The organism is Paraburkholderia franconis (genome assembly GCF_009362735.1).
Classification (GTDB): Bacteria; Pseudomonadota; Gammaproteobacteria; order Burkholderiales; family Burkholderiaceae; genus Paraburkholderia; species Paraburkholderia franconis.
Map to the genome: position 1 here is coordinate 1 of NZ_WHNP01000099.1, position 19,793 is coordinate 19,793.

The 19,793-nt window shown below is 56.3% G+C and carries 19 protein-coding genes; 15 read left to right on the top strand and 4 right to left on the bottom strand.

The window, feature by feature from the left end; translation table 11 throughout:
- The first annotated feature begins 82 nt into the window (after positions 1-82).
- The 4 genes from GCT13_RS42480 (at position 83) to GCT13_RS42495 (ending at position 2,472) form a co-directional block, all read left to right on the top strand.
- Positions 83-235 carry an integrase core domain-containing protein gene (locus GCT13_RS42480; RefSeq protein WP_407670939.1) on the top strand — a complete coding sequence of 51 codons (153 nt, stop codon included), beginning with the start codon at positions 83-85 and terminating at the stop codon, positions 233-235.
- Positions 236-1,085: 850 nt separating this feature from the next.
- Positions 1,086-1,340 carry a hypothetical protein gene (locus GCT13_RS42485; protein ID WP_087740039.1) on the top strand — a complete coding sequence of 85 codons (255 nt, stop codon included), beginning with the start codon at positions 1,086-1,088 and terminating at the stop codon, positions 1,338-1,340.
- 36 nt (positions 1,341-1,376) lie between these two features.
- Entirely contained in the window at positions 1,377-1,598 is a 222-nt protein-coding gene (locus GCT13_RS42490; protein WP_143811201.1) for a hypothetical protein, read from the top strand.
- A gap of 397 nt (positions 1,599-1,995) precedes the next feature.
- Positions 1,996-2,472 carry a hypothetical protein gene (locus GCT13_RS42495; RefSeq protein WP_143811202.1) on the top strand — a complete coding sequence of 159 codons (477 nt, stop codon included), beginning with the start codon at positions 1,996-1,998 and terminating at the stop codon, positions 2,470-2,472.
- 592 nt (positions 2,473-3,064) lie between these two features.
- On the opposite strand, the gene GCT13_RS42500 is transcribed toward GCT13_RS42495, so the two are convergent.
- The 4 genes from GCT13_RS42500 to GCT13_RS42515 form a co-directional block, all read right to left on the bottom strand.
- Entirely contained in the window at positions 3,065-3,394 is a 330-nt protein-coding gene (locus GCT13_RS42500; protein WP_218274606.1) for a helix-turn-helix domain-containing protein, read from the bottom strand.
- 211 nt (positions 3,395-3,605) lie between these two features.
- Entirely contained in the window at positions 3,606-4,481 is an 876-nt protein-coding gene (locus GCT13_RS42505; RefSeq protein WP_227747303.1) for an HAD domain-containing protein, read from the bottom strand.
- A 57-nt stretch (positions 4,482-4,538) separates the two neighbouring features.
- Positions 4,539-4,868 (bottom strand): hypothetical protein, encoded by a 330-nt coding sequence (locus GCT13_RS42510; RefSeq protein ID WP_087740041.1) that lies wholly within the window; start codon positions 4,866-4,868, stop codon positions 4,539-4,541.
- Between the two features lie 4 nt (positions 4,869-4,872).
- Positions 4,873-5,121, bottom strand: a complete 249-nt coding sequence (locus tag GCT13_RS42515) for a BPSL0761 family protein (protein ID WP_087740042.1) — start codon at positions 5,119-5,121, stop codon at positions 4,873-4,875.
- Positions 5,122-5,533: 412 nt separating this feature from the next.
- Between GCT13_RS42515 and GCT13_RS42520 the strand changes: the two genes are divergently transcribed.
- The 11 genes from GCT13_RS42520 to GCT13_RS42570 all read left to right on the top strand — a co-directional run.
- Positions 5,534-7,237: a site-specific integrase gene (locus tag GCT13_RS42520; protein ID WP_087740043.1), complete on the top strand. Its 1,704-nt coding sequence runs from the start codon at positions 5,534-5,536 to the stop codon at positions 7,235-7,237.
- 883 nt (positions 7,238-8,120) lie between these two features.
- Positions 8,121-9,515, top strand: coding sequence for a TniQ family protein (locus GCT13_RS51485; protein ID WP_227747304.1), 1,395 nt, complete (start codon positions 8,121-8,123; stop codon positions 9,513-9,515).
- Between the two features lie 17 nt (positions 9,516-9,532).
- Positions 9,533-9,886, top strand: coding sequence for a hypothetical protein (locus GCT13_RS42530; RefSeq protein ID WP_143811203.1), 354 nt, complete (start codon positions 9,533-9,535; stop codon positions 9,884-9,886).
- A 164-nt stretch (positions 9,887-10,050) separates the two neighbouring features.
- On the top strand, positions 10,051-11,070 hold the full coding sequence (locus GCT13_RS42535; RefSeq protein ID WP_152767788.1) for a hypothetical protein: 1,020 nt from the start codon (positions 10,051-10,053) through the stop codon (positions 11,068-11,070).
- A complete protein-coding gene (locus tag GCT13_RS42540) occupies positions 11,051-12,439 on the top strand; it encodes a hypothetical protein (protein ID WP_143811204.1) in 1,389 nt (462 codons plus the stop codon). Before GCT13_RS42535 ends, GCT13_RS42540 begins: the two co-directional genes overlap by 20 nt.
- A 256-nt stretch (positions 12,440-12,695) precedes the next feature.
- Positions 12,696-13,391, top strand: coding sequence for a PDDEXK family nuclease (locus tag GCT13_RS42545; RefSeq protein ID WP_152767789.1), 696 nt, complete (start codon positions 12,696-12,698; stop codon positions 13,389-13,391).
- Positions 13,392-13,468: 77 nt separating this feature from the next.
- Positions 13,469-15,730 carry a hypothetical protein gene (locus GCT13_RS42550; protein ID WP_152767790.1) on the top strand — a complete coding sequence of 754 codons (2,262 nt, stop codon included), beginning with the start codon at positions 13,469-13,471 and terminating at the stop codon, positions 15,728-15,730.
- A gap of 25 nt (positions 15,731-15,755) precedes the next feature.
- Entirely contained in the window at positions 15,756-16,139 is a 384-nt protein-coding gene (locus GCT13_RS42555; protein ID WP_268958029.1) for a glutathione binding-like protein, read from the top strand.
- Positions 16,140-16,242: 103 nt separating this feature from the next.
- Entirely contained in the window at positions 16,243-17,577 is a 1,335-nt protein-coding gene (locus tag GCT13_RS42560) for an MFS transporter (RefSeq protein ID WP_087740051.1), read from the top strand.
- 400 nt (positions 17,578-17,977) lie between these two features.
- Positions 17,978-19,396 carry an ISNCY family transposase gene (locus tag GCT13_RS42565; RefSeq protein WP_152767792.1) on the top strand — a complete coding sequence of 473 codons (1,419 nt, stop codon included), beginning with the start codon at positions 17,978-17,980 and terminating at the stop codon, positions 19,394-19,396.
- 209 nt (positions 19,397-19,605) lie between these two features.
- A partial coding sequence (locus GCT13_RS42570; protein ID WP_152767793.1) for a helix-turn-helix domain-containing protein occupies positions 19,606-19,793 on the top strand: 188 nt, incomplete at its 3' end.

Genomic DNA, 19,793 nt, shown 5'->3' on the forward strand with positions numbered 1-19,793 from the left:
GATAGGAGCTGTATGAGTCGAGAGGCTCACGTACAGTTCTGGGAGGGCCTGACGGTGCGATTCCGCTGGGCTACTCAACTATTTGAAAGCGTACGACTCGATAGGCCACGCGCGTCGCTCAATCGGCAATTACCTGAACTGGTATAACCAGAATCGGCCTCATTCGAGGCTGGCCGATCAGACGCCGGATGAAGCATACTTCGCCACGCTGCCAGCGATAAAATCGGCAGCTTGATTGCCTCAACAATTCCACTTAAAAATCTCGGGACCCTGTCCGAACAAGCGGAGCCACCTCTGAGGCAGCATGGCGGCGCGAAATCGGTGAGATTTCTAATTCGCTCGAATGTGGCGTGATATGCGCAACTAAGGCGATGAGATTTTGCCGGGGACGGATCATTGGCACGCGAAGCAGGAGACACATGTGCGGTTGCCGGGCGGACGCTGGGCGCGTCCGGGGGATGTCCCCTGCGCTACGTCGTCATGGAGTGGGCTCAATGTGACGCTTCATCAGCGCGTCGCGGTATGCATCGAAGGACAGAGTACCGCCAGCAAAGGCCTGCGGGGTGCCGCGCGAGACCTGGGGCGGGGCCCGCACCGGTTACCGGCAGCAAGAGAAGCCACGCCGTCCGGGTTTCAAAACGCGTGAAACTTTTTGATACCGCCGCATGAACAGGCCCTTCGCTCTGGGCCGCCGGGGAGGCGGTGGATGATCGATGGGTTTTGGACTGGTCCACTTGCTTGACCGTCGAATTTACCTATGGATTGGGCCGAATACTCGGACTCCTGTTGCACGGCCCGCCACTGAAACGATGGAATGATCAAAGCTTGCATATTTTTATACAAGTTATTTTTTAACTAGAAAAACTTCCTTTGTTGGCTGCCAGTTATTTTGGACTTGGAGAACTTTCCATTTATATAGTGGGAGATTTTTTAGTGCCTCATCCTGGGCCGGCCACTCTATACCCTTGGTGCTCGGTTTTGAAATCGAAGCCATAAAACTGCCGCGAATTGATTCGCGGTAGGAAAGCCGAACATGCGGATGAGCACCCGCCTGGTTGCACCGCATCGAATCATGCAAGGAGTAGATGATGAGCGTTCTGTTTTATGCAGGAAGAGGGCTGACGAAGCTTGACGAGGTTACGTTGCACGCATGCGCGGGTGGTGCCGACCTCCCTGATGAGGATTTGGATTTCGACGAGGAGGACTTCATTCAGGTGGTGGGAAATCCGAGAGCCCCGCAACTCGCCGACGGCGTGGAGGTCAACGCCACCTACCGCTGCGCGGAAACTATGTTTTTCGGCTTTCCCCACTGGACCGTCTGCCGCGACTGGGTTGGTTGATTGCGTGACTTGGTGGGGTGCACCAGAGAGGAAGCCATGGCGGAAGGGAGCACCGTTTCTTTCAGGGACTTCTTCGTGTGGACGCAGAATGGCACGGTTGGCCCCAAGGCTTCAGAGCGACTGGCGGCGCACTTCGCCGAGTGGGACGAGCGGGCGAAGACGTTTGCGGACGAGGAGTTCTATGACATCTTCGTCGCGATGCGAGAGATGTTCGAATGGTGTTCTGAGGACGGACTGGTTTTTCTCCGTAGCGCGTGATTGCTACGTCGGGTTGCCCGCGGCTTTGCATGGATAAGCGTGAATATTCGACTGGGCTGCAGGGGGTGTTGCGCTCGGTTTTGACACGTCGCGCCTCGCGTCGAAGATGCGAGGCGCCAACGTAGCGCGGCAACAATTTGCGCCGGCGCGGCGGAGGCGTGAATCAACATTCGTCGGTCGCGCCGTACCGTTGCGTTCCAGTGTATGCGGTCTCTTGACGAATGGAGCAGCGGAGCCGTCGTTGCGGAACAATATCCGAAAGCACTTTGTTCATTCGCGGACACAGCTTGCGGTGAATCCGCTTGGCGTCAGTTAGAGGTCAAGCTTTGTCGCAACCAACAGTGCGCGGCTGGGCAGTCCGCTATCGTTTTCAACTATTTATTTTGAGGAGCAGGCCGTGAGCGTCTTGTTTGCTGCGGGTAAGGGGCTGAAAAGGCTGGATGGGCCAGTTGCCTATGATCTCTATGTAGGAGACGGCGAAGATTTCATTACCGTCCCTGCGTGGACCGATTTGCCATATCTGACTGAGGGGCTTGAAGTCGGCGCTACGTACAAGTGCTCAGAGCACTGCTGGTTCTCCTTTGGACGCAGGTTCTTCTTCTATGAACAGCTCGCGCGGCTCGCGGATTTCGCCAATTACGAGAAGAGGCCGCCTGGTGCCGATCAGACGGGGTCGTTTCGGGAGCTCTTCCGAGGAGGCGATTTTTTTGGGCCGGTCGTCTCGGCAAAGCTTGCCGCCGACTTCGCTTACTGGGAACCGCTTGCGCGAGCGAGGGGCATGCTTGATGAGTCGTTCTACGAGCACTACGATCAATGGAGGGAAATGTTCAAGTTCGCGGCAAATGACGGGGCGTTGTGGCTTCGGTCCTCCTGAGGGAAAGCGCCTCACGTGTTGCACACCAATGGAAGTTGGAAGTCCGACAGGGGGCGGCGAGGTAACCGTCCCCGCTGAGGAAACTGGTCGTAGTGGTCGGTTGGGCCAGACTTTCGCGGTTGCTGATACGGGGTCTCCGACGAGCACAGCAGCAGCGACGCGAATTCGAGCAGAGGGCGGCTCCGACATGGAGTGTCCCGTCGAAAAGTCGAGGAAGATGGCACCGGACCGATGCCCGGACGCGCTCAGGGTTTGCAATTGCGACTGCCCTGGGTGCGTCGGTCGGAGTTTTGGTCGCGAGTGGCAACACTGGGTGACAAGCTGGAGCGGCGCGGCGGCATGTGTCCCAATGCAATAGCCGAATTTCTCCCACAGCCCGAAGCCGACCGGCCGCCCTCAGGTGCTGCTAGATGGAGAGATCAATACACGTGGGAGCAGGCCAGGCGCTACGATGAATCGAGCCGCGTGAGCGCGCTCTCGAATACGCCATCGCATTCGAACTCCGTCTGAATCCTTCGCATGTACCAGCGTGTTCGAACAAGCCGCAGGGTTGCCGACAACCTGGCGAGCGAGATGTGCTTGCCACGCACGCTTATTCAGATTTCCTCGACCGCGGCTTACTTGCCCGCTGACGAGGCGCAGCTGTGCGCGTCAGCATGGTGGGGTTGATGGTCGGAACCGGGGCGATCGTGTCCAGCCATGTCTCGCGGCCCAGGGCACGAAGCACAAGAATAAGCGTGCGCAGCGACGATCCATTGCCATTTTCGAGGTTCCTCAGCGAGCGCACGCTGATGCCGGCACGTGCCGCCACAGTAGCCTGGTCCAGGTTCTTGTGCACTCGATGCGTCTTCAAATTGTTCCCGACTTCGGCTTCCAACTCAGCGGGTGTCCGCGCCCGCCAGGGACTGTTCGGAGTTTTCATTTGACCAATCCGTGATGACCTGGGACGTGCATGTGACAACCAGCAATTTTTTGCCTGATACACGGGATAACACGCCCAAGAGGAACAATTTTGCCTCTTACCTCCGTGATGAAGAGAACAGGAGCTTTGCCGGATAGGCAGTACCACTTCATCGCTTGCGTTACTCGGAGACACCGTAGGGTTGCTGCCCCTCCAGCGTAGCGTGCTCGTTTCAATCGATTCGTGGCGCGTGAACGCTCACCAGCCATTCCTGAATCCGGTCCAACGCGCGTTGATCGCTGATGCCACGCGAGGGGTCAAGGCACACGAAGTGATTCTGCAGCTCACCAGGTACCCGCTCAAATTTCTCAATACCGTGTGCGCGATCGTCGAGGGCGAGCCATCTGGTCAGCCGCCTGTTACTCGCGAACGTGCAAATGATGTACGTGCGGTCCGTGCCGTCTTTGATATAGCCCAGGCGGGCAGTACTGCTGCGAGTCGTCGCAACAACGCGACGAGCCAGCTCGGATGGAAGGAAGGAAATTACCTTCTCAGGTGGCAAGTTTCGTGTCCACGACGTGGTTAGCACGATTTCTACCGACGGATACGGTTCAAGGATCTTGACAAGGAGAGGCGCGAATTCGAGCAGCGGGGCGCCGGAGTCAAGCGTGATGAGCCCATGCTCGTCGATGTACGATGCGCCGACATGAAGCGTCCCGTCAAAGTCTACGAATAATGTCGGAGTCGTATTCTCCGGGCTCGCAGGAGCCGAAACGGCCTGCTTGCGAGGTCGAGGCGGCTCGGCAGTGCCTTGTGGCCAGTCGATATCTTCGCCTATGGCACTCAATGCATCAATTGCGTCGGCCTTCTTCAGGACGAGCATGACCATGCCCAGTTCGTTCAGTATCTTGATGAGCTTGCCGGTATCGATGGGCTGCCCGTCTTCGAGGTGGCTCAAGTCGGACACTGAAAGGTGCATATAGTCGGCGGCGTCCAGGAGATTGAGCTCGCAACTGACGCGTTGCCTTTTGACTATTTCCCCGAGCGCCCGAAGGTTTCTCGCAAAACTAGGGGGACTGGAATTGGCCCGGCTCGATGTAGAGGTCATGGTTTCGGGATTTCCGGAGTGGGATAGGCCGCGCACACAGCCAAGCCGGTTGATCTGTTACCAGCCGAGGAGTTCGTTCAAGCGCCGAATGAGCCATTCGAGTTCGTCGGGCGACACCCAGCCCTTGCGCGCGACTGACACACGGACCCGCTCAAGCGTCTGCGTCGGTGATTGCGCTGGGTGTGCCAGTGCTTCGTTGCGCGCGACGCGAACAAGCTGGTTCGCAAGGTCTTCGCACAAAAGCCAACGTTCCTCGCGTTCGTCGTCAGACTGGCCGTTAACATAGACGCCGTTTGACAGCCGGGCGCAAACCTTCGGCTGGGCGCCAGAGACGACGGGCGGCGCTGTCTCCCTGGGAAACGCTGCTGGCACGTCCGCGTCTGTCATAGCGTCACCCTATTTCTATCGGTGAAAGGATTTGTGCGACCTGCTGCCATGATGCATGGTCCGGATCCTCCCAGAGGTCCGGTCGCGCCACGGCGGAAACCGCGAGGTCTGCGTCGAGCGGGTAGTGCCGAAGTAGCCGTTCCGCGATTCTCTGGACATCGCCCGCAGGAGCTGCATTGCCGGATGAGGCGAGCGTCCGCAAGAACTCGCCGGTTCCGATGACAGCATTGGTGCGCTCAAGTGCAGTCGTCATCTTGTGCTCCTCAGCGCGACGAACGTTCCCCGTGCTGTGACTAAATCGTAGTCCACGGGCACTCGGTTGACCACGTCGACGCGCTCGATGTGTTGCGAGTAGGCCGAAAGCACTATTACGCGCTATACGAATGTTCGAGGGGCGATCTTGTCGAGTGAGACATGTGTGCTGACAAGGTGGCGTCTGACAGCGAACGCTGGGCGTTGGCTAAACGGCATCGTCATTGAGTAGGTGGATTTGTCTTGCGTGGTGGCCGTCAATTACTCCGCTTACCTCGACCCCGAGTCGTAACCAAAACCCAAATGACCGCGATCTGCCTTCCGGTTGCTTGAAGAAAACCGGCGGGATTTGCCCGCTATTGGGATAACCTTTGTTATCGGGATAGTCGCCTTTTCGGCCTAAACTAGGCTGTATGAAAACGCGCCTCTTGACATCGGCTCTCCAAGGGGCCGCGCCGGCCGGATTCCCCGATGCGGACGAAATCGCCGTCCTGAGGGCCTGGTACACCGGCATGTCGACGCGAGGGGCCGTCGAACGGTATCTGCCGGGGCGCCTCGGGCAAAGCCGTTCGGCCCGCGGCGTGCTGGGGCAGATCCGGCGAGCTCTGGTTTCGGTCGCGCGGCGAGCGAAGCGGGACGATTTTGTGGAACTGCTTGAGCACCCGGTCACCGAGCGTATGCGGCGCGCGAAGGCGGTCTCGCATGCAATCGAGATACTGAGATACGGTAAGCCGCCAGAACCCGAAATTTCGGATCCGGTTGAGCGCTGGTTCTCCGAGCGGGCTGCACGTGCGTTGCGGGCGCAGGGTATTGCAACGCTAGCCGATCTGACCGTGCGCATCCCGCGACGTCGAATGTGGTGGAAAACGATCCCCGGACTGGGCGCTACCAGTGCGAAGCGGATCGAGGCAGTCTTTGCGGCGCATCCGGCGCTGACCGCGCGTGCCCGCGTGCTCATCGAGACGACCCGCACCGGCATCGTGGCGCCGTGGGAAAGCCTTCGCCTTCCGCACGAAGTCGATGGCTCCAACGGTTCTTTTCGCGCGCCCCGTGCGACCTGCGTACTGTCCGCCGATAACGACTACGCAGCGGTGCAGGCCTGGCTGTCGCTGCACGAATCGGTGGCGACTCAGCGCACGTACCGGAAGGAGGCTGAACGCCTGATCCTGTGGGCGATTGTCGAACGGGGAAAGGCGCTGTCGTCGCTGACGACGGAAGATGCGGTGGCATATCGGGCGTTTTTGCGACGACCGACGCCCGCAACCCGGTGGGTAGGACCGCAGAGACCCCGCAGCTCGTCCGAGTGGCGGCCGTTTGTCGGTGGCCTGTCGGGTCGCTCGGTCGCTCACGCGCTTTCAATCATCGGCGCGTTGTTTCGCTGGCTGGTCGAACAGCGGTACGTGCTGGCCAATCCTTTTGCCGGCGTTAAGGTACGGGAGGGCGCCAGGACGGGCGACCTTGACGATTCACGGGCCTTCACTGACGGCGAATGGGCGCTGCTCCGCGTCATCGCTGATGGACTCGAATGGTCGTATGGTTGGAGCGAGTCGGCAGCACAACGTTTGCGGTTCGTGCTTGATGTCGGCTTTGCGACCGGATTACGTGCGGGCGAACTGGTGGGGGCGAGACTGCGCGACATCGAGCTCACCCCGCAGGGGGAACGCTGGCTGCACGTGAGAGGCAAAGGCAGCAAGCTTGGCAAGGTTGCACTACCGCCATTGGCGTGGAACGCGCTTTCGCACTACCTGCTCGCCAGGGGGCTGCCCGTCTCGCCCGCGCGCTGGCGACCGGATACACCGCTAATTGGAAACCTGGACGAAGAAGCCGCTGGAGCGATTAGCAGTGCGCGGCTGTGGGCGGTGCTGCATCGTTTCTTTTTGCAGGCTTCAGGGCTCGTGGCAGTTGATCATCTACCCCTTGCGAACAAGCTCCGCCGCGCGAGCACTCATTGGATGCGTCACACCCACGCGACTTTTGCGCTCTCGCACGGCGCCGAACTTACCGCGGTACGCGACAACCTGCGCCATGCGTCGATCTCGACGACTTCGACCTATCTGCACAGCGACGAGGTACGGCGCGCGAGGCAGATGGCTAGCGCATTCGGCATCACAAAATAGACTTCCGCGGTCAATTGTCACCAAGAAAGTTACGGGAAGTAGTGAGGCAAGCGCGCTGCTTTCGTGGCGTCGGCGTGCGGTCGTCCGAGCCATCCGCAGGTCCGTGGGACTGCAGTCGCACAACGCAAATCATCGCTTGTGCCGGCGGCGAATGCGCGCATAAGAATGAAGTAGTCAAATAACAGCTGACTTTGTTGCGGCGCCAAAATTGTAACGGGAAAGGCAGCCGCCATTCGCAAACATCCGGCATATCGAGGCCCCGTCACGACTTGGCCTTAACCACTCCGTTCACCGCAGGATGACGCGCTTGATCGACTGCACACGAGCGGTCGATGGGTGGACCGTCTGCGGGAGATGATTCGATCCTCACGGTCGACAATCAAGATTCGCGAAAGTGAAATTTCTTGGGCAATCAAGTTGCATGAAAGTGGAGCGCAACTCGTATAGTGTCAAGTATGAGTTTCGTCAAATAACAATAAAAATATTTACCAGGAAACATGGACATTGACAAGCAAAAAATAGATCTTTTAAAGATGGTGAAGCGGTGATCGATACGCACACGAAAATAGACACTGCTACATCGCTTCGGTTCATCCAGCCAAGTTTTTAGTACGCTGTGGTCGGAATACCGGATCGTCTCGAAAAAACCTGGTTGACGCTAATGGCGAACGATCTGGATAACTATCAATTCCTTTCGAAGCCACAAGCATGAGAGGCGGTACGAAGCGTGTGCAGCGTGTCCAGAGAGGCGCCTTGAAAACGTGCGCCGCGCTTGCCTAAAATTCTTGCGTGCTTTCGCTTTGCGGACATGGATGGCCGTCCGTCCAAAAGCTTACGGAACTGATTTCTCGACATACTGATCGGGTTACGTATGATCCTCCCTATGGCGCCCCCGAGAGAGACCCCGCCAAGCTTCTTGATGCGGACTGCGATCATAAATGGCTTTACATCAGTCGAGGGGTTCGTGAAATCCTTGGGGCTACGGCCAATTCGATCGTTTTTTTCTGTCACTAATTTGAATAACCTGGCAGCGGCGACCGAAGGAGTGTTGGGTGACGCAGCCGAGATTCGGGAGACGCGGACCCCATTGCCGGCGCTTATGCGTCTGACGATGTCACGAGAGGAGCGCGATGCGGTGTGTGCTTTGGTATCGGGTGAAGCTGGCCGCTGCCGCGCGCTCGATTACCACAGGTCGAGAGGCGCTTATCTACAAACAAATGTAGAGGGATATTACTGCCCAAAGTGTGCACGTTACGATTTTTCGGTGCTTGGCTTTTCTTATCGGCACGTGGAGCACACCTTCCGAGACACATACGCATGCTCAGAACATCGGTGCTCACTGACGACCGGCTGCGGGACCTGTCCTCAGTCTCAGTCTTTCCGTCGGGGACTTCGGTTCCCGTCCGTCGAATGTTCGTGCGGCAAGGCTGCGGTGCCACTTCTTGCTCACGACTCGCCAGAACTACAAGTGCATGTCCGCGTCGCATCCATCTTGACGAAATGCCTTGAACGGGACATGCCGTATTTCGCGGATGTTTGCGATATTGGCTCTGTTTTCCAGAGGCAGGTCGAGCGCTTGGGGATGACGAGATATGGCCGTCTGAGCCGAAGCTTGTTTCGACAAAAAATATACGAGAGATATGGGAGTAGTGTTCTCCACAAGTTTGGACTGTTGACGGCGTCGGGTGAAATTTCTTTGGTCGACTATCTGCGTCCGAACAGCAGGGTTCTGTCCGCGTACAACGTCGCAATACTTATCGACTTCCTGTTTGGGTCTTTGGAAGCATTCTCGCGTGCAGTGAGCACACATCGGTGCCCCGAAAATCGCGCAACAAACCCCCGTACGGGGACGACGAGGCGGACTGGATTGGGGCCACCCAACACGGACCGTTACGTTAAACAGATCGACGCCTACAGAGCCGCGAATCCCGATGCAACGAGGTCCGAAATCCTCCAGCGCTTGAGTTACGCGGCGCGTAGCCTTCAAAGCACGGATCCGCAGGCGTACGAGGAAGCTATGCCCGGCAGCAGACGTAAGGTCGGTGCGAGAGCACGTCATCCTGCGAGGATGGCTGAACTGGACAAAGCCTTGCGCGCTCATGTTTTGGAGCGAGCCGGAATCCTGGATGAGGATGGAGGCTGCGGTCGGTGCTCACTAAGCGCGAGGTCGCTGCTATTAGGTCACCCCGCAGAGCGTTCCTTCTATGCTAACCGTGAAGAGCTCCCATCTACGGCTCAGCTTATTGATGAATTGCTTGACGGAGATGCGCACCGTTAATGATCAGGAGGTGGAACATGATTCTTGCGCCTTTGATGCCGGAGGAAAGCGTTCTTGGATGGATCCATCGAATGGCGCTCTTGAACGGTTATACCGGGACCACAAGGACTTGGAATGCTCTGACGGGAAGAAGCACGACACTCAAGGCGTTTAATCCGACCGGCCTCGACAGCGTGTCGGATGCGTTATCGATTAAGGACAAGGAATATCTGATAAGACATCACACGGGTATCCCGTCAATAAAGCCGTTTGTAATGGCGAAGGCCTACGAAGAGCTAATCTCTGGCATCCGTGGTGACGGGGGTGCCGCTGTGGCGCTTCTTGGTTCGGGAAAAGTCGCCAGGCAATCCGCTACTGCAAGGAATGCGTGATGTCGGACCAGCAACAGTACGGATTTGCCTATCTGCATCGAACGCACTGTCTAGCGGGGAGCTACGTGTGTCCTGATCACCGCTGTTACTTGACATCGGGATGCGGCGAGTGCGAGTGGTCTGTAGGTACGACGCTAAAGGTCATTATTCCATCGGAGACATGTATGTGTGGTCGGCCAGCCGTCCCATGCATCCCGCCGGTTTCACAAAGGGACTTCGACTTCCTGGCACGCATGGCGGAAGTCGAGTCAGACCTTCTGACCATTCTGGCCGACTCGGAAATTAACCGGGGCCAGGTTGCTGCGGCGTATCAAGCCCGATTTCGAGATATCGGCATCTCAACGATCCCACAATTCATCCATTTTTTGGAGGGGCATGTCAGTCGACAAACAAGAGAACTTCTTAATTTTCCGCAAACGGCCAATTCTAGATTGAAGGGCATTATTTCGAGTGCTGTGCCGCCTTCGCCGTCCCTAACATATAACGCTACCTTGTTCGCTTTATTGTTCGATCGTGTGCAAGACGCTATCGACATCGGGAAGCTGGGTACGTGGACAGCATCACAGCCGACGATACAAGCATACCGAAGCGACTTTGAAAAATGTGTCGCCAATAACTCAACGGGTGATCTTGACGATCTTATTGACTCAGCGAGCTTGCAATATGAATACTTGAGGGAATTTGATTCTGAATGGCTTGAAAACAAGATAGACGGTATGAGCCGAGAGAGATCCATCGGCGAATGGAGATTGCATCCGTCACCGCGGTTCGACGCGAAACTCGCTGAATACATGGAAGATCGTGTCCGATTATTGCGTGATGATTCACGTAGGCCGAGAAAAATAACGTTTTCTCTTATGGTTTCCGGATTTGGTGGAATGTATATACCTAAGAAATCTCTCGAAAATATGCCGATGTCGAGATGGGTATATGAAAAATTTTCGGAAGAATCATTGATTTTCAATGTGAGACTTTTGCGGCATATCTGGCACAATCAGGAGTTGTATCCGCGGTCATCACAAGAATACAGATATCTAAGAAGAATTCTGTCGGAATCCGGGGTTGAATCACTCGATGACCTGACAAGACGAGAGGTGTTGAGTGCGGTCCGGTGGCATCTGGAGAGAGCGGCACAGTACCGTCGCCTTAGAAAGGAGCGGAGCAATGGAAAGCGCAATCGGTGAGCGGTCGCAGCGAAAAAGGGTCGAGCGAGCGGTTCAATCTCCCTGGGTGGCATCCGGATCATTGCCCGGAAGGCTAAGGCCAGCAACTTATCGTACGGATGAGATGAATCCTCGTTATGCAGGAAATCCTACGATTCTGTGTTTTCCTGGGTATCCGGACGATGCAACCGCATTGGAATTTCTGGCGAATGAACCAAAAGCAAGACAAGCGGACTTCATGACGCTCCCCAAGGAAGTCAGAATTGAATTCTGCGATCAAATCAAGGAGGTTTTTGTGCCGGCGTTTGAACACATTGACGGATTTCAAACCATGATGAGGGTGCTTCGCGGGAAGTATGGCGAAACCAATCCTCTTACTGGCGAATTCATGAATCACCTTCATCGAATTTGCCTGACGGGTTCTCCTATAACCCTTCGTTCGAGCGGTGGTTATGAAGGGTCAACGGGCGGAATCGTGATGTTTGGTCCTACGGGCAGCGGGAAGTCTTGCTTGATTAATCGGGTCTGCTCGTATGTGGGCGACGGAGGCGTCCTTCATACGGCGCTTGGTGGGAAGCCCTGCCGCTGGCCAGAAATTATGATCGTGAGAATATCGGCTGCGGGAAGGGCAACAGTTAAGCAATTGGCGCTCGGGATTGCCTCGGAGGTCGACGACATCTGTGGCAATAACGGTGTCTTCGAACGTCGCCTTGGTAGCTCCACGCAATATGTAACCCGAACCGCCGTCATGCTCACGTCGAATCTGGTCGGGTTGCTCATTATCGAGGACGTACAACTTTGGGGGCGGGTCGACAAGCGACTGCGGCTAAGCATGTTGGATTTCCTGGTAGGCGTTCAGGAAGAATCCCGCGTCCCAATCATGTGTGTGGGAACCATGCTGCTCCTGGATGTGCTGGAGGCGCATATGTCGCAATCTGAAAAGCTGATGACGCTTGGTCAGATACCGCTACTTCCGATATTGAACGACGAGGATATGAACAATATATGTAATGCGTTCTGGCGATGGCGTGTCACAGCCGGAGATCCAGAGCCACCGGAATGGCTCGCGTATGAGGTGAAGGCCTATACGGCGGGTTTGCGGCGCTACATCAGGAAATACTTTAGCGCGCTGCTAGCATGTATGGCGCAAGACGGGGTTGTCGTGCCGACGCGAAAATACGTGCGGGAAATTGCAGAAAAATACATGCAGCCAGTCTTGGAGGCCGTGCGAATTATAAACCGAGCATATTGCGGAAAACGTGTCGACCGAAATGCGCTTCAGAAGTATGAGGAATATATCGGATCGGATGACTATAGACGCCGCGTTGCCGAACGCACTGCTGCATTGTCGGAAAGAATCGAAGTCCGAAGCCGGAAAATGAGCAAATAACGCCTTATGGCATGAGCTGCTTGCGTCTACCCAGCAGTTTCCTTTTCGGACGATCACACGGTTCCATGCCATGCATCGATTTGGACTGCGCTTTCCCTGTACGCATTTGCCGGCCGATCCCTTGGGAATGCCATCCGGTCCGGACTACATAGGAAAATTAAGAAGCAATCGCGATTCGCCAGCGACAACAAACTATATAAAACGAAGTCGAAAAACCGGCGCGTTGTGCCATTGTATGGGTAGGGGTGAACTCGACATGATGTATGTTATGGAAACTTCACCGTTTGTGCTGAGCTATCGTTATCAATATCCTTGGCCTCTCGCGAAAGCCCGGCGATTATTGGACGATTATGTTTCAGGATTAACTGACCAGAAGCCGATTCTTCGCAGCCGTGACGTAATAAGCATGGATGTCGTCGTAACGGCAGAAAGTGCCGCAGGGGAGTTGCACTATTTGATTGGGTCGCACAAGCTCGCAAGTGATTTGACGGATGCAAAAGTCAAGAGGCGAATCACGTTGGAGCGTGACGAAGCGTCTGATGCTGGCTTCCTCTATTTTCTGTTCTCGCGAACCGAGGCGCTCGACGTGGCCGGTAAATCGGCAAAGCAAATCTTTCTATGGGGTCGAAAAACTGATTTCAATTCATCGTCGATTGAAGCGCGCGTTCTCGGAAACTGGATTTACAAGAACTACGGAGGTGAGTCGGTTGCACGTATTCTACAAAGAGCTGCGCAATCTTTGAAAAAGGATGTTGAGGTGATTTACGGATTGTTTTCGGCAGCGGTCAATCTCGGATATCTATTTCTGGATATATCTTTCCCAATCCGTGCGTGGACAGATATTCAACTGATTGATCCTTCAGAAGCCCGCCCGCCTTGGGAGGATAGTAAGATCATAGGGCACGGATTATCGAAGAGAAAATCAACAATCCAGTGGGCGAAGAAATTCTGATTCTCTCTCAAGCTCGCTCTTGCTCCGAGTAAGCCGAACCAAAGCTGCATGCCGGGAAGTCGCATGTGGGAGGTTACATGGATCCAGATGTATGGGAAGGGCAGCTGTTGGTTGGTAGCATACCAGGCATCAGGGGAAGCCACTATTATCGGGTAACGCATTTCCGTAGCAAGGATAATTCGGTCTTTATCCGGCAGGTATGGCGAGAGTGTCCAGAAACGACTTCGACTTCGAAGCGATACGAACTGGCGGCGGTTCAATCATGGATGGCTGCGGGGCGGCTTATCGAGATCGAGGAATCTATCCGGCCCAAGGAGATGGGCGAGCAAAAAAAAGATCCCGCAGAGGAACTCAAGGCACGTCAAGTGGCCGAGTATCGGATTCGACTGCTGGGTAAGCTGATAGAGCCGAAAGGCCGCATGGAATTTTATGCAAGCCGGTCGAGGAGAGGAACGATAGTTCGGGAGCAGGCAAAAAAGTCAAAAGTCTCGGTTGCCAGATTGTACATGCTTATAACAATATACGAGAACTTCGGGTGTAACACATTGGCTCTTAGGCCTTATCCCTCAGCGAAAACCCGGTCACGCGGCCCGATAACAAAGAAGAGGGGCATGCCAAATGTATTCGAGAAACGAGGCGAGTCGACTGAAGAAGTAGGCCATGCGGTGACGCGTTGGGCGCTTCGTCATATTCAGTGGGCAATCTGGCATCTCGTAATCCGGATGGGGCTCACATACGAGACAGCACGTATCGTGATGCATCGGCTGTTCTGGCATCAGGATAACGGTTCCGCTGCGCTGGGTACGCGCGTGAGATATCCGGTACGCGAAAGCAGAGCAGTGAGTTCAGGTGAATTTGGCTATTATGCCAGGGTATATAAACGAAGAGTAAAGGTTCTAAAGCGCCTCGTCGGTTACCGAGAGTGGCGTGATCACTATGCTGCGGGCCGAGGTACGGCTGCTGATCTTGTACTCGGTCCTGGCGATATGATCGTGATGGACTGTACGACGGCGAAGTTTGAAATTGTCGATGCAGTGTTTGGTATTCCGATCGGGCGTCCGACGATAGCGATAGTGGTTGATCAGGCAACAGGTACCGTATTGGGTATCGCGCTGTCGCTTCTTGGCGAAAGCGCCAGTTTGTATCGAAAGGTATTGTTCAGAGCCTGTACATCTCAATCAAAGCTAATGCAGAGGCTTGGACTTCCGCCCGACTACTTCGAGTATCGAGCTCTAGCCAATGATGTTTTTGTCGACCGGGGGAAAGGAAACTCTGCAGCAATTCGGGAACCTCTTACCGTAGAGGATGGGCCGGAAATGGGCATATTGATCGCACCGATAGCGTGTGGGCGTGCGAAGGGCGTTGGCGAAGGCCTATTCAACATTGTCGCTCGGAGAATCAGTAAATTAGCTGGTGGATTTACGCGTGAAAGGTCTGAGCGGGCTCGCGACGAACGACGAGGCGCAAGGAAAGTTGCGAAGGTTACTCGGATTCAGTTGTTGAAATATCTCTATGAAGCTGCCAAGGCGCATAACGAGGGATTGGATTTTCGGGATCTTTCGATTCAAATGCGAAAAGAAGGTGTAACTCCTACTCGAGGTGAAATTTATAATAATGCAATTAAAGGGCGGCACGGTGGTGAGAGAACATACTACGGAGAAGTAGATTTTTACACCGGTCTTCTGCCGAGAAATCCGCCGAAACCAATGCAGAAAGCGGGCGTTAAATATATGGGGGCTGTGTTTACTTCGTCCGAATACCAACGTACCTACGAAAATGAGATTGCTAAGGCGTTGGGTAGACGAAGATCTTTGCCTAAGATTGTGACTATGCCCGACCCCGACGATCCTACGATTTTATTCTGGAAGCGAGGGCCCGGCGACATCATAACGCTTCGCTGTAGCGAAAAAGACTGTGAGAGGTGGAATGGGTTACACGTGGAAGATGTCAATGTTGACTTGAAAGAAGCGGACATAAAAGCGCGTATTCGATACGAAAAAAAGCGGACCTTCGTGGGGGTACTTCCAGACTACATTGTCGACTCCTTGGTTCGCGCGCGGACTACGCTCCACGCAGGTGCTTCGGAAGTGAACGCGGTCGCGAGGGATGATGAAATTGATCGTGAGCGTGCCGACTCCTTGGCCGAGAGCCGCACGTATCAGGACCTGGTCGGTGCATCGTCCGACGACAAAGCGCCGCCGCGTGACAGAAGTGTCTCTTCTCCAACGCTCGAGCCAACTGAGGAGGATGCAGTTGATGCGTCGGTGCGCTCTGTGCGAGAAGCTAGAATGGAAGCGCTAAAAGAGGGCCTGAAAAAGATCCTCAAACGCGAACAGTGAACATGAAACAAAAATAACGGGGTTAATAGCGCGGAAATGCGGTTGCGTCCGTGGAACTGGTCGCGACTGTACTTATTCGGGGGCGGCGGACGAAGCGGATGCTGCACTGCAGAAAAGCGAGATCGCGCTGTTGGCGTTAATGGTCTTATTTCGAGATGCACACAAGCAGCCATGGCTGGCGGGCGAGGCACCCGGGCACGCGGACTACATCGTGATGGCCGCATTCCAATGGGGGCGACTCGCCACTGACTTCAAGGTGCTCGAAGACGACGATCCCATAGCCAAATGGTTTCAACGGGGACTGGATCTTCACAACGGGTTTGGCCGCAAGGTGCACCCGGACAACGGCGGGCCCGGGTTCGCTGATATTGGCCACTGGAAGGAATACGCCGCATCGGTCACGGGATGACACGGGAGCATTCCGTCACGAACACCGATGAACATCTGATTGACAAAAAAAGGCTTCGCCGGCCCGAGCCGCCGGCGAAGCTCAAAAGCATTAGGAGACACACATGTTGAACGCAAGTGATCGCGGAGTTCTGGACACTACAGTCAGCACTTCGTTGGAGGCGACCGTATATCGAAAAGCCACCTGGCGCCTAGTCCCGTTTCTAGCCATCTGCTTCATTTGCGCGTACCTGGATCGCGTGAACATCAGCTTTGCTAAGCTGCAAATGCAAAGCGATCTTGGCCTCTCCGACGCGGCATACGGCCTCGGCGCCGGGATTTTCTTCATCGGCTACTTCCTCTTCGAGATCCCGAGCAATGTCATTCTTGAGCGGGTTGGTGCCAGGAAATGGATTGCCCGAATCATGATCTCCTGGGGCATTGCTTCGGCACTGATGATGTTCGTGCGAGGAGAGACCTGGTTCTACGTGCTGCGCTTTGTCATTGGCGCGACTGAAGCCGGTTTTATGCCGGGCGTCATGCTCTACTTTACGTACTGGTTCCCCCCGAAAAAGCGCGCGCAGATCAACGCACTGTTTCTGGCGTCCGTCCCATTGTCAGGCGTAATCGGCGGTCCGGTCGCCGGCTTCGTCATGACTTATTTCGATGGATTCGGAAAACTTCCCGGCTGGCAATGGCTGTTCCTGCTCGAGGGTGCATTAACGGCCGCCCTCGGAGTGGCGGTCTTGTTCTTTTTGACGGATCGCCCGAGTGATGCGAAGTGGCTGACGGCCGACGAACGCAGACTGATCAATGACAACCTGTCGCTCGAAGCCAGCGCGAGTCGCGAACATCATTTCGGCAAGGCTCTCCGGCAGCCGGAAACGCTCTTTCTCGCATCGGTCTACCTGTTCGCCCTTATCGGGCTGTGGGGGTTGACGTTCTGGTTACCCGAACTCATCAAGCAGACCGGAGTGGTCAATAAAATGTCGATCGGTTTCCTAACAATGATCCCTTATGCTGCTGGATGCGTTGCCATGATCTTGGTGGGGAGGAGTTCGGATCGTACCGGAGAACGCCGCAAGCATCTCGGGACGGCGCTGGTTGCCGCCTGCATCGGGTATGCTCTGTCGGGGTGGTTTGGCCATGTGACCAGTCTTTCCTTGCTGGCCCTGACCTTGGCAGCGGTCGGAACTATCAGTTGTCTCCCCGTATTCTGGACGTTACCCCCCAAAGTGTTGGCAGGTCCGGCCGCAGCTGGCGGGATCGCACTCATCAACTCCGTCGGCAATCTCAGCGGAGCAATCAGTCCGTACCTCGTGGGCAAAGTAAAGGAACTGACCGGAAGTATGGAGACTGCTCTCTATATGATTGCAGGAAGCGTCCTGCTCGCGGCACTGCTGGTACTGGTCGCTCTCCCGCGCAAACTCGCGACGCGTGACGATTCGACGAGGTCTTAAAGAAACAGGCTGGCGCTCCGGCCCAGTAGAGGTTTTGTACGATGGAAGTACGGACGGCGTCACCCGTGTTGATATTCGGGAGTTCGGCGAGGAGGCAACGTCGACTTCGCGTCGCGAAGTGCTCGATGCCGTCCAGCTATGCGCGGAGTTGCGACGGCCCGCGTTGCTTGAAGAACTGGCTCGTGTCGGATAGCGGGTTTCCGAGCGAGGGAACATCGCGGGTGAGGTTGGCCCGCCGCGCTTCGCATTTCCCTCACGAGCTTTATTTGACATAAAGCGAATTAACGTTTTATTTAGTGTAGAAGCTTTTTAGTAATGTCCGATTCAGGCTAATTAGAAATGTCCGATTTTTGCCCCCTTAGGCTCACGCTGTCGCGATGCGTCGACCCGGGGGTGAATCATGAATGGGCGTGGTCTGATCACGGCGAGCATGCGCGAACTGGAACGAGTCAAGGTCATCGAGGCGGTCATTGAAGGCCGCCTGCGCTGCTTTCAGGCAGCCGAGCGGCTGGATCTTTGTGAGCGACAGATCAGCCGGCTGTGCCGGCGTTATGAGGCCGATGGTCCAGCCGGACTGGTGTCGGGCAAGCGTGGCCAGCCGAGCAATCGTGAACTGCCCATCGATCTGCGTGCGCGGGCCATGGCGCTCGTGCGTGAGCGCTACGCCGACTTTGGTCCGACGCTGGCCTGCGAGAAGCTGTACGAGTGCCACGGTGTGCGGCTGGCCAAGGAGACCGTGCGACGCTGGATGCGCGATGCCGGCCTGTGGGTGCCGCGCAAGCAGCGCCCGCCGAAGATTCACCAGCCGCGGGCCCGACGCGCGTGCTTCGGCGAACTGGTGCAGATCGACGGCAGCGACCATCACTGGTTCGAGCAGCGGGCACCGGCCTGCACGCTGCTGGTGTATGTCGACGATGCGACCAGCCGCCTGATGACGCTGCACTTCACGGCCACGGAGTCGACCTTCAGCTACTTTGAGGCGACGCGGGCGTACATCGAACGCCATGGCAAGCCGGTGGCGTTCTACAGCGACCGTGCCAGCGTATTCCGGCCAACGTACAGCCGCACCGGCGCGCGCGGCATCACGCAGTTTGGCCGGGCGATGTACGAGCTGAATATCGACACCTTCTGCGCGAACTCGAGCCCCGCCAAGGGGCGCGTGGAGCGCGCCAACCTGACGCTGCAGGACCGGCTCGTGAAGGAGTTGCGGCTGCGCGGCATCCAGACCATGGAAGCGGCGAATGCCTGGGCGCCCGCCTTCATGGCCGCCTACAACGCGCGCTTTGCGAAGCCACCGCGGAGCACGTTCGACGCGCACCGGCCGCTACGCGAGGACGAGAATCTCGACACGATCCTGACGTGGCGGGTGGTGCGCAAGGTGTCGGAATCGCTGACCGTGCTGAATGACCGCATGATCTGGCTGCTGGAGGACACACCGGCTACCCGCCGGCTGATCGGCCGCTACATCGACGTGTGGGAGTATCCGGACGGACGCATTGAACTGCGTGCCGGTGGCGTCGCGCTGCCCTGTATCGCGTTCGATGAGCTTGCCGAAATCGACCAGGGGGCCGTGGTCGGGCACAAGCGGCTGGGCCACGCGCTGCGGGTCGCGCAGGCGCTGCAGGCGCAGCGTGACAACCGCCGCGCATCGGGCTCGCCGTCACGCACGAACCGCGGTGAACCGGTGCGCGCGAAGGCGCGGCGGCCCGCTACGAAGAAGCCGCGCGAGGTGACACTGGAGGACTGGAATGCGACGGTAACGGGGACACACTGGAGCCCGGGAGGCTCGGTGCTAAAAACAACCTCCCTGGAGAGATAGGAAGGAGTCCAAAACCAATCCTCACCCAGACCCAAAACCGACCTCAACCCCGACATTTCTAATTAGCCACAGCCCCGACATTTCAAAAAAGCCTCGACATCTGCATGTAGCGGCCAGATGGTAATGTCCGCTTTTAGCCGCATAGAAATGTCCGCTTTTGATGCCGTCGTATGCTAGCCACCCGCCGTTTTCGGGCGCTCTAGATATCGATGGCTGTGACAGAACGGATAACAATGACGATGCGGGAACTGGACAGATTCAAGGTCATTCAGGACGTGACGGAGGGGCGGCTCAAGCCATGGCGTGCCGCCGAACGTCTGGGTCTGACGACGAGGCAAGTACGGCGGTTGGTGGCCCGATACCGCGAGTCTGGCGCTCCTGGACTGATCTCTCGCAA

What these genes read in the sequence shown, in the direction of transcription:
- GCT13_RS42550 (WP_152767790.1), top strand. Translation starts at nt 13,469, where the DNA reads ATGGATCCAGATGTATGGGAAGGGCAGCTGTTGGTTGGTAGCATACCA.
- GCT13_RS51485 (WP_227747304.1), top strand. Translation starts at nt 8,121, where the DNA reads ATGGCGCCCCCGAGAGAGACCCCGCCAAGCTTCTTGATGCGGACTGCG.
- GCT13_RS42545 (WP_152767789.1), top strand. Translation starts at nt 12,696, where the DNA reads ATGATGTATGTTATGGAAACTTCACCGTTTGTGCTGAGCTATCGTTAT.
- GCT13_RS42500 (WP_218274606.1), bottom strand. Translation starts at nt 3,394, where the DNA reads ATGAAAACTCCGAACAGTCCCTGGCGGGCGCGGACACCCGCTGAGTTG.
- GCT13_RS42490 (WP_143811201.1), top strand. Translation starts at nt 1,377, where the DNA reads ATGGCGGAAGGGAGCACCGTTTCTTTCAGGGACTTCTTCGTGTGGACG.
- GCT13_RS42540 (WP_143811204.1), top strand. Translation starts at nt 11,051, where the DNA reads ATGGAAAGCGCAATCGGTGAGCGGTCGCAGCGAAAAAGGGTCGAGCGA.
- GCT13_RS42485 (WP_087740039.1), top strand. Translation starts at nt 1,086, where the DNA reads ATGATGAGCGTTCTGTTTTATGCAGGAAGAGGGCTGACGAAGCTTGAC.
- GCT13_RS42565 (WP_152767792.1), top strand. Translation starts at nt 17,978, where the DNA reads ATGAATGGGCGTGGTCTGATCACGGCGAGCATGCGCGAACTGGAACGA.
- GCT13_RS42510 (WP_087740041.1), bottom strand. Translation starts at nt 4,868, where the DNA reads ATGACAGACGCGGACGTGCCAGCAGCGTTTCCCAGGGAGACAGCGCCG.
- GCT13_RS42560 (WP_087740051.1), top strand. Translation starts at nt 16,243, where the DNA reads ATGTTGAACGCAAGTGATCGCGGAGTTCTGGACACTACAGTCAGCACT.
- GCT13_RS42530 (WP_143811203.1), top strand. Translation starts at nt 9,533, where the DNA reads ATGATTCTTGCGCCTTTGATGCCGGAGGAAAGCGTTCTTGGATGGATC.
- GCT13_RS42515 (WP_087740042.1), bottom strand. Translation starts at nt 5,121, where the DNA reads ATGACGACTGCACTTGAGCGCACCAATGCTGTCATCGGAACCGGCGAG.
- GCT13_RS42505 (WP_227747303.1), bottom strand. Translation starts at nt 4,481, where the DNA reads ATGACCTCTACATCGAGCCGGGCCAATTCCAGTCCCCCTAGTTTTGCG.
- GCT13_RS42520 (WP_087740043.1), top strand. Translation starts at nt 5,534, where the DNA reads ATGAAAACGCGCCTCTTGACATCGGCTCTCCAAGGGGCCGCGCCGGCC.
- GCT13_RS42535 (WP_152767788.1), top strand. Translation starts at nt 10,051, where the DNA reads ATGTGTGGTCGGCCAGCCGTCCCATGCATCCCGCCGGTTTCACAAAGG.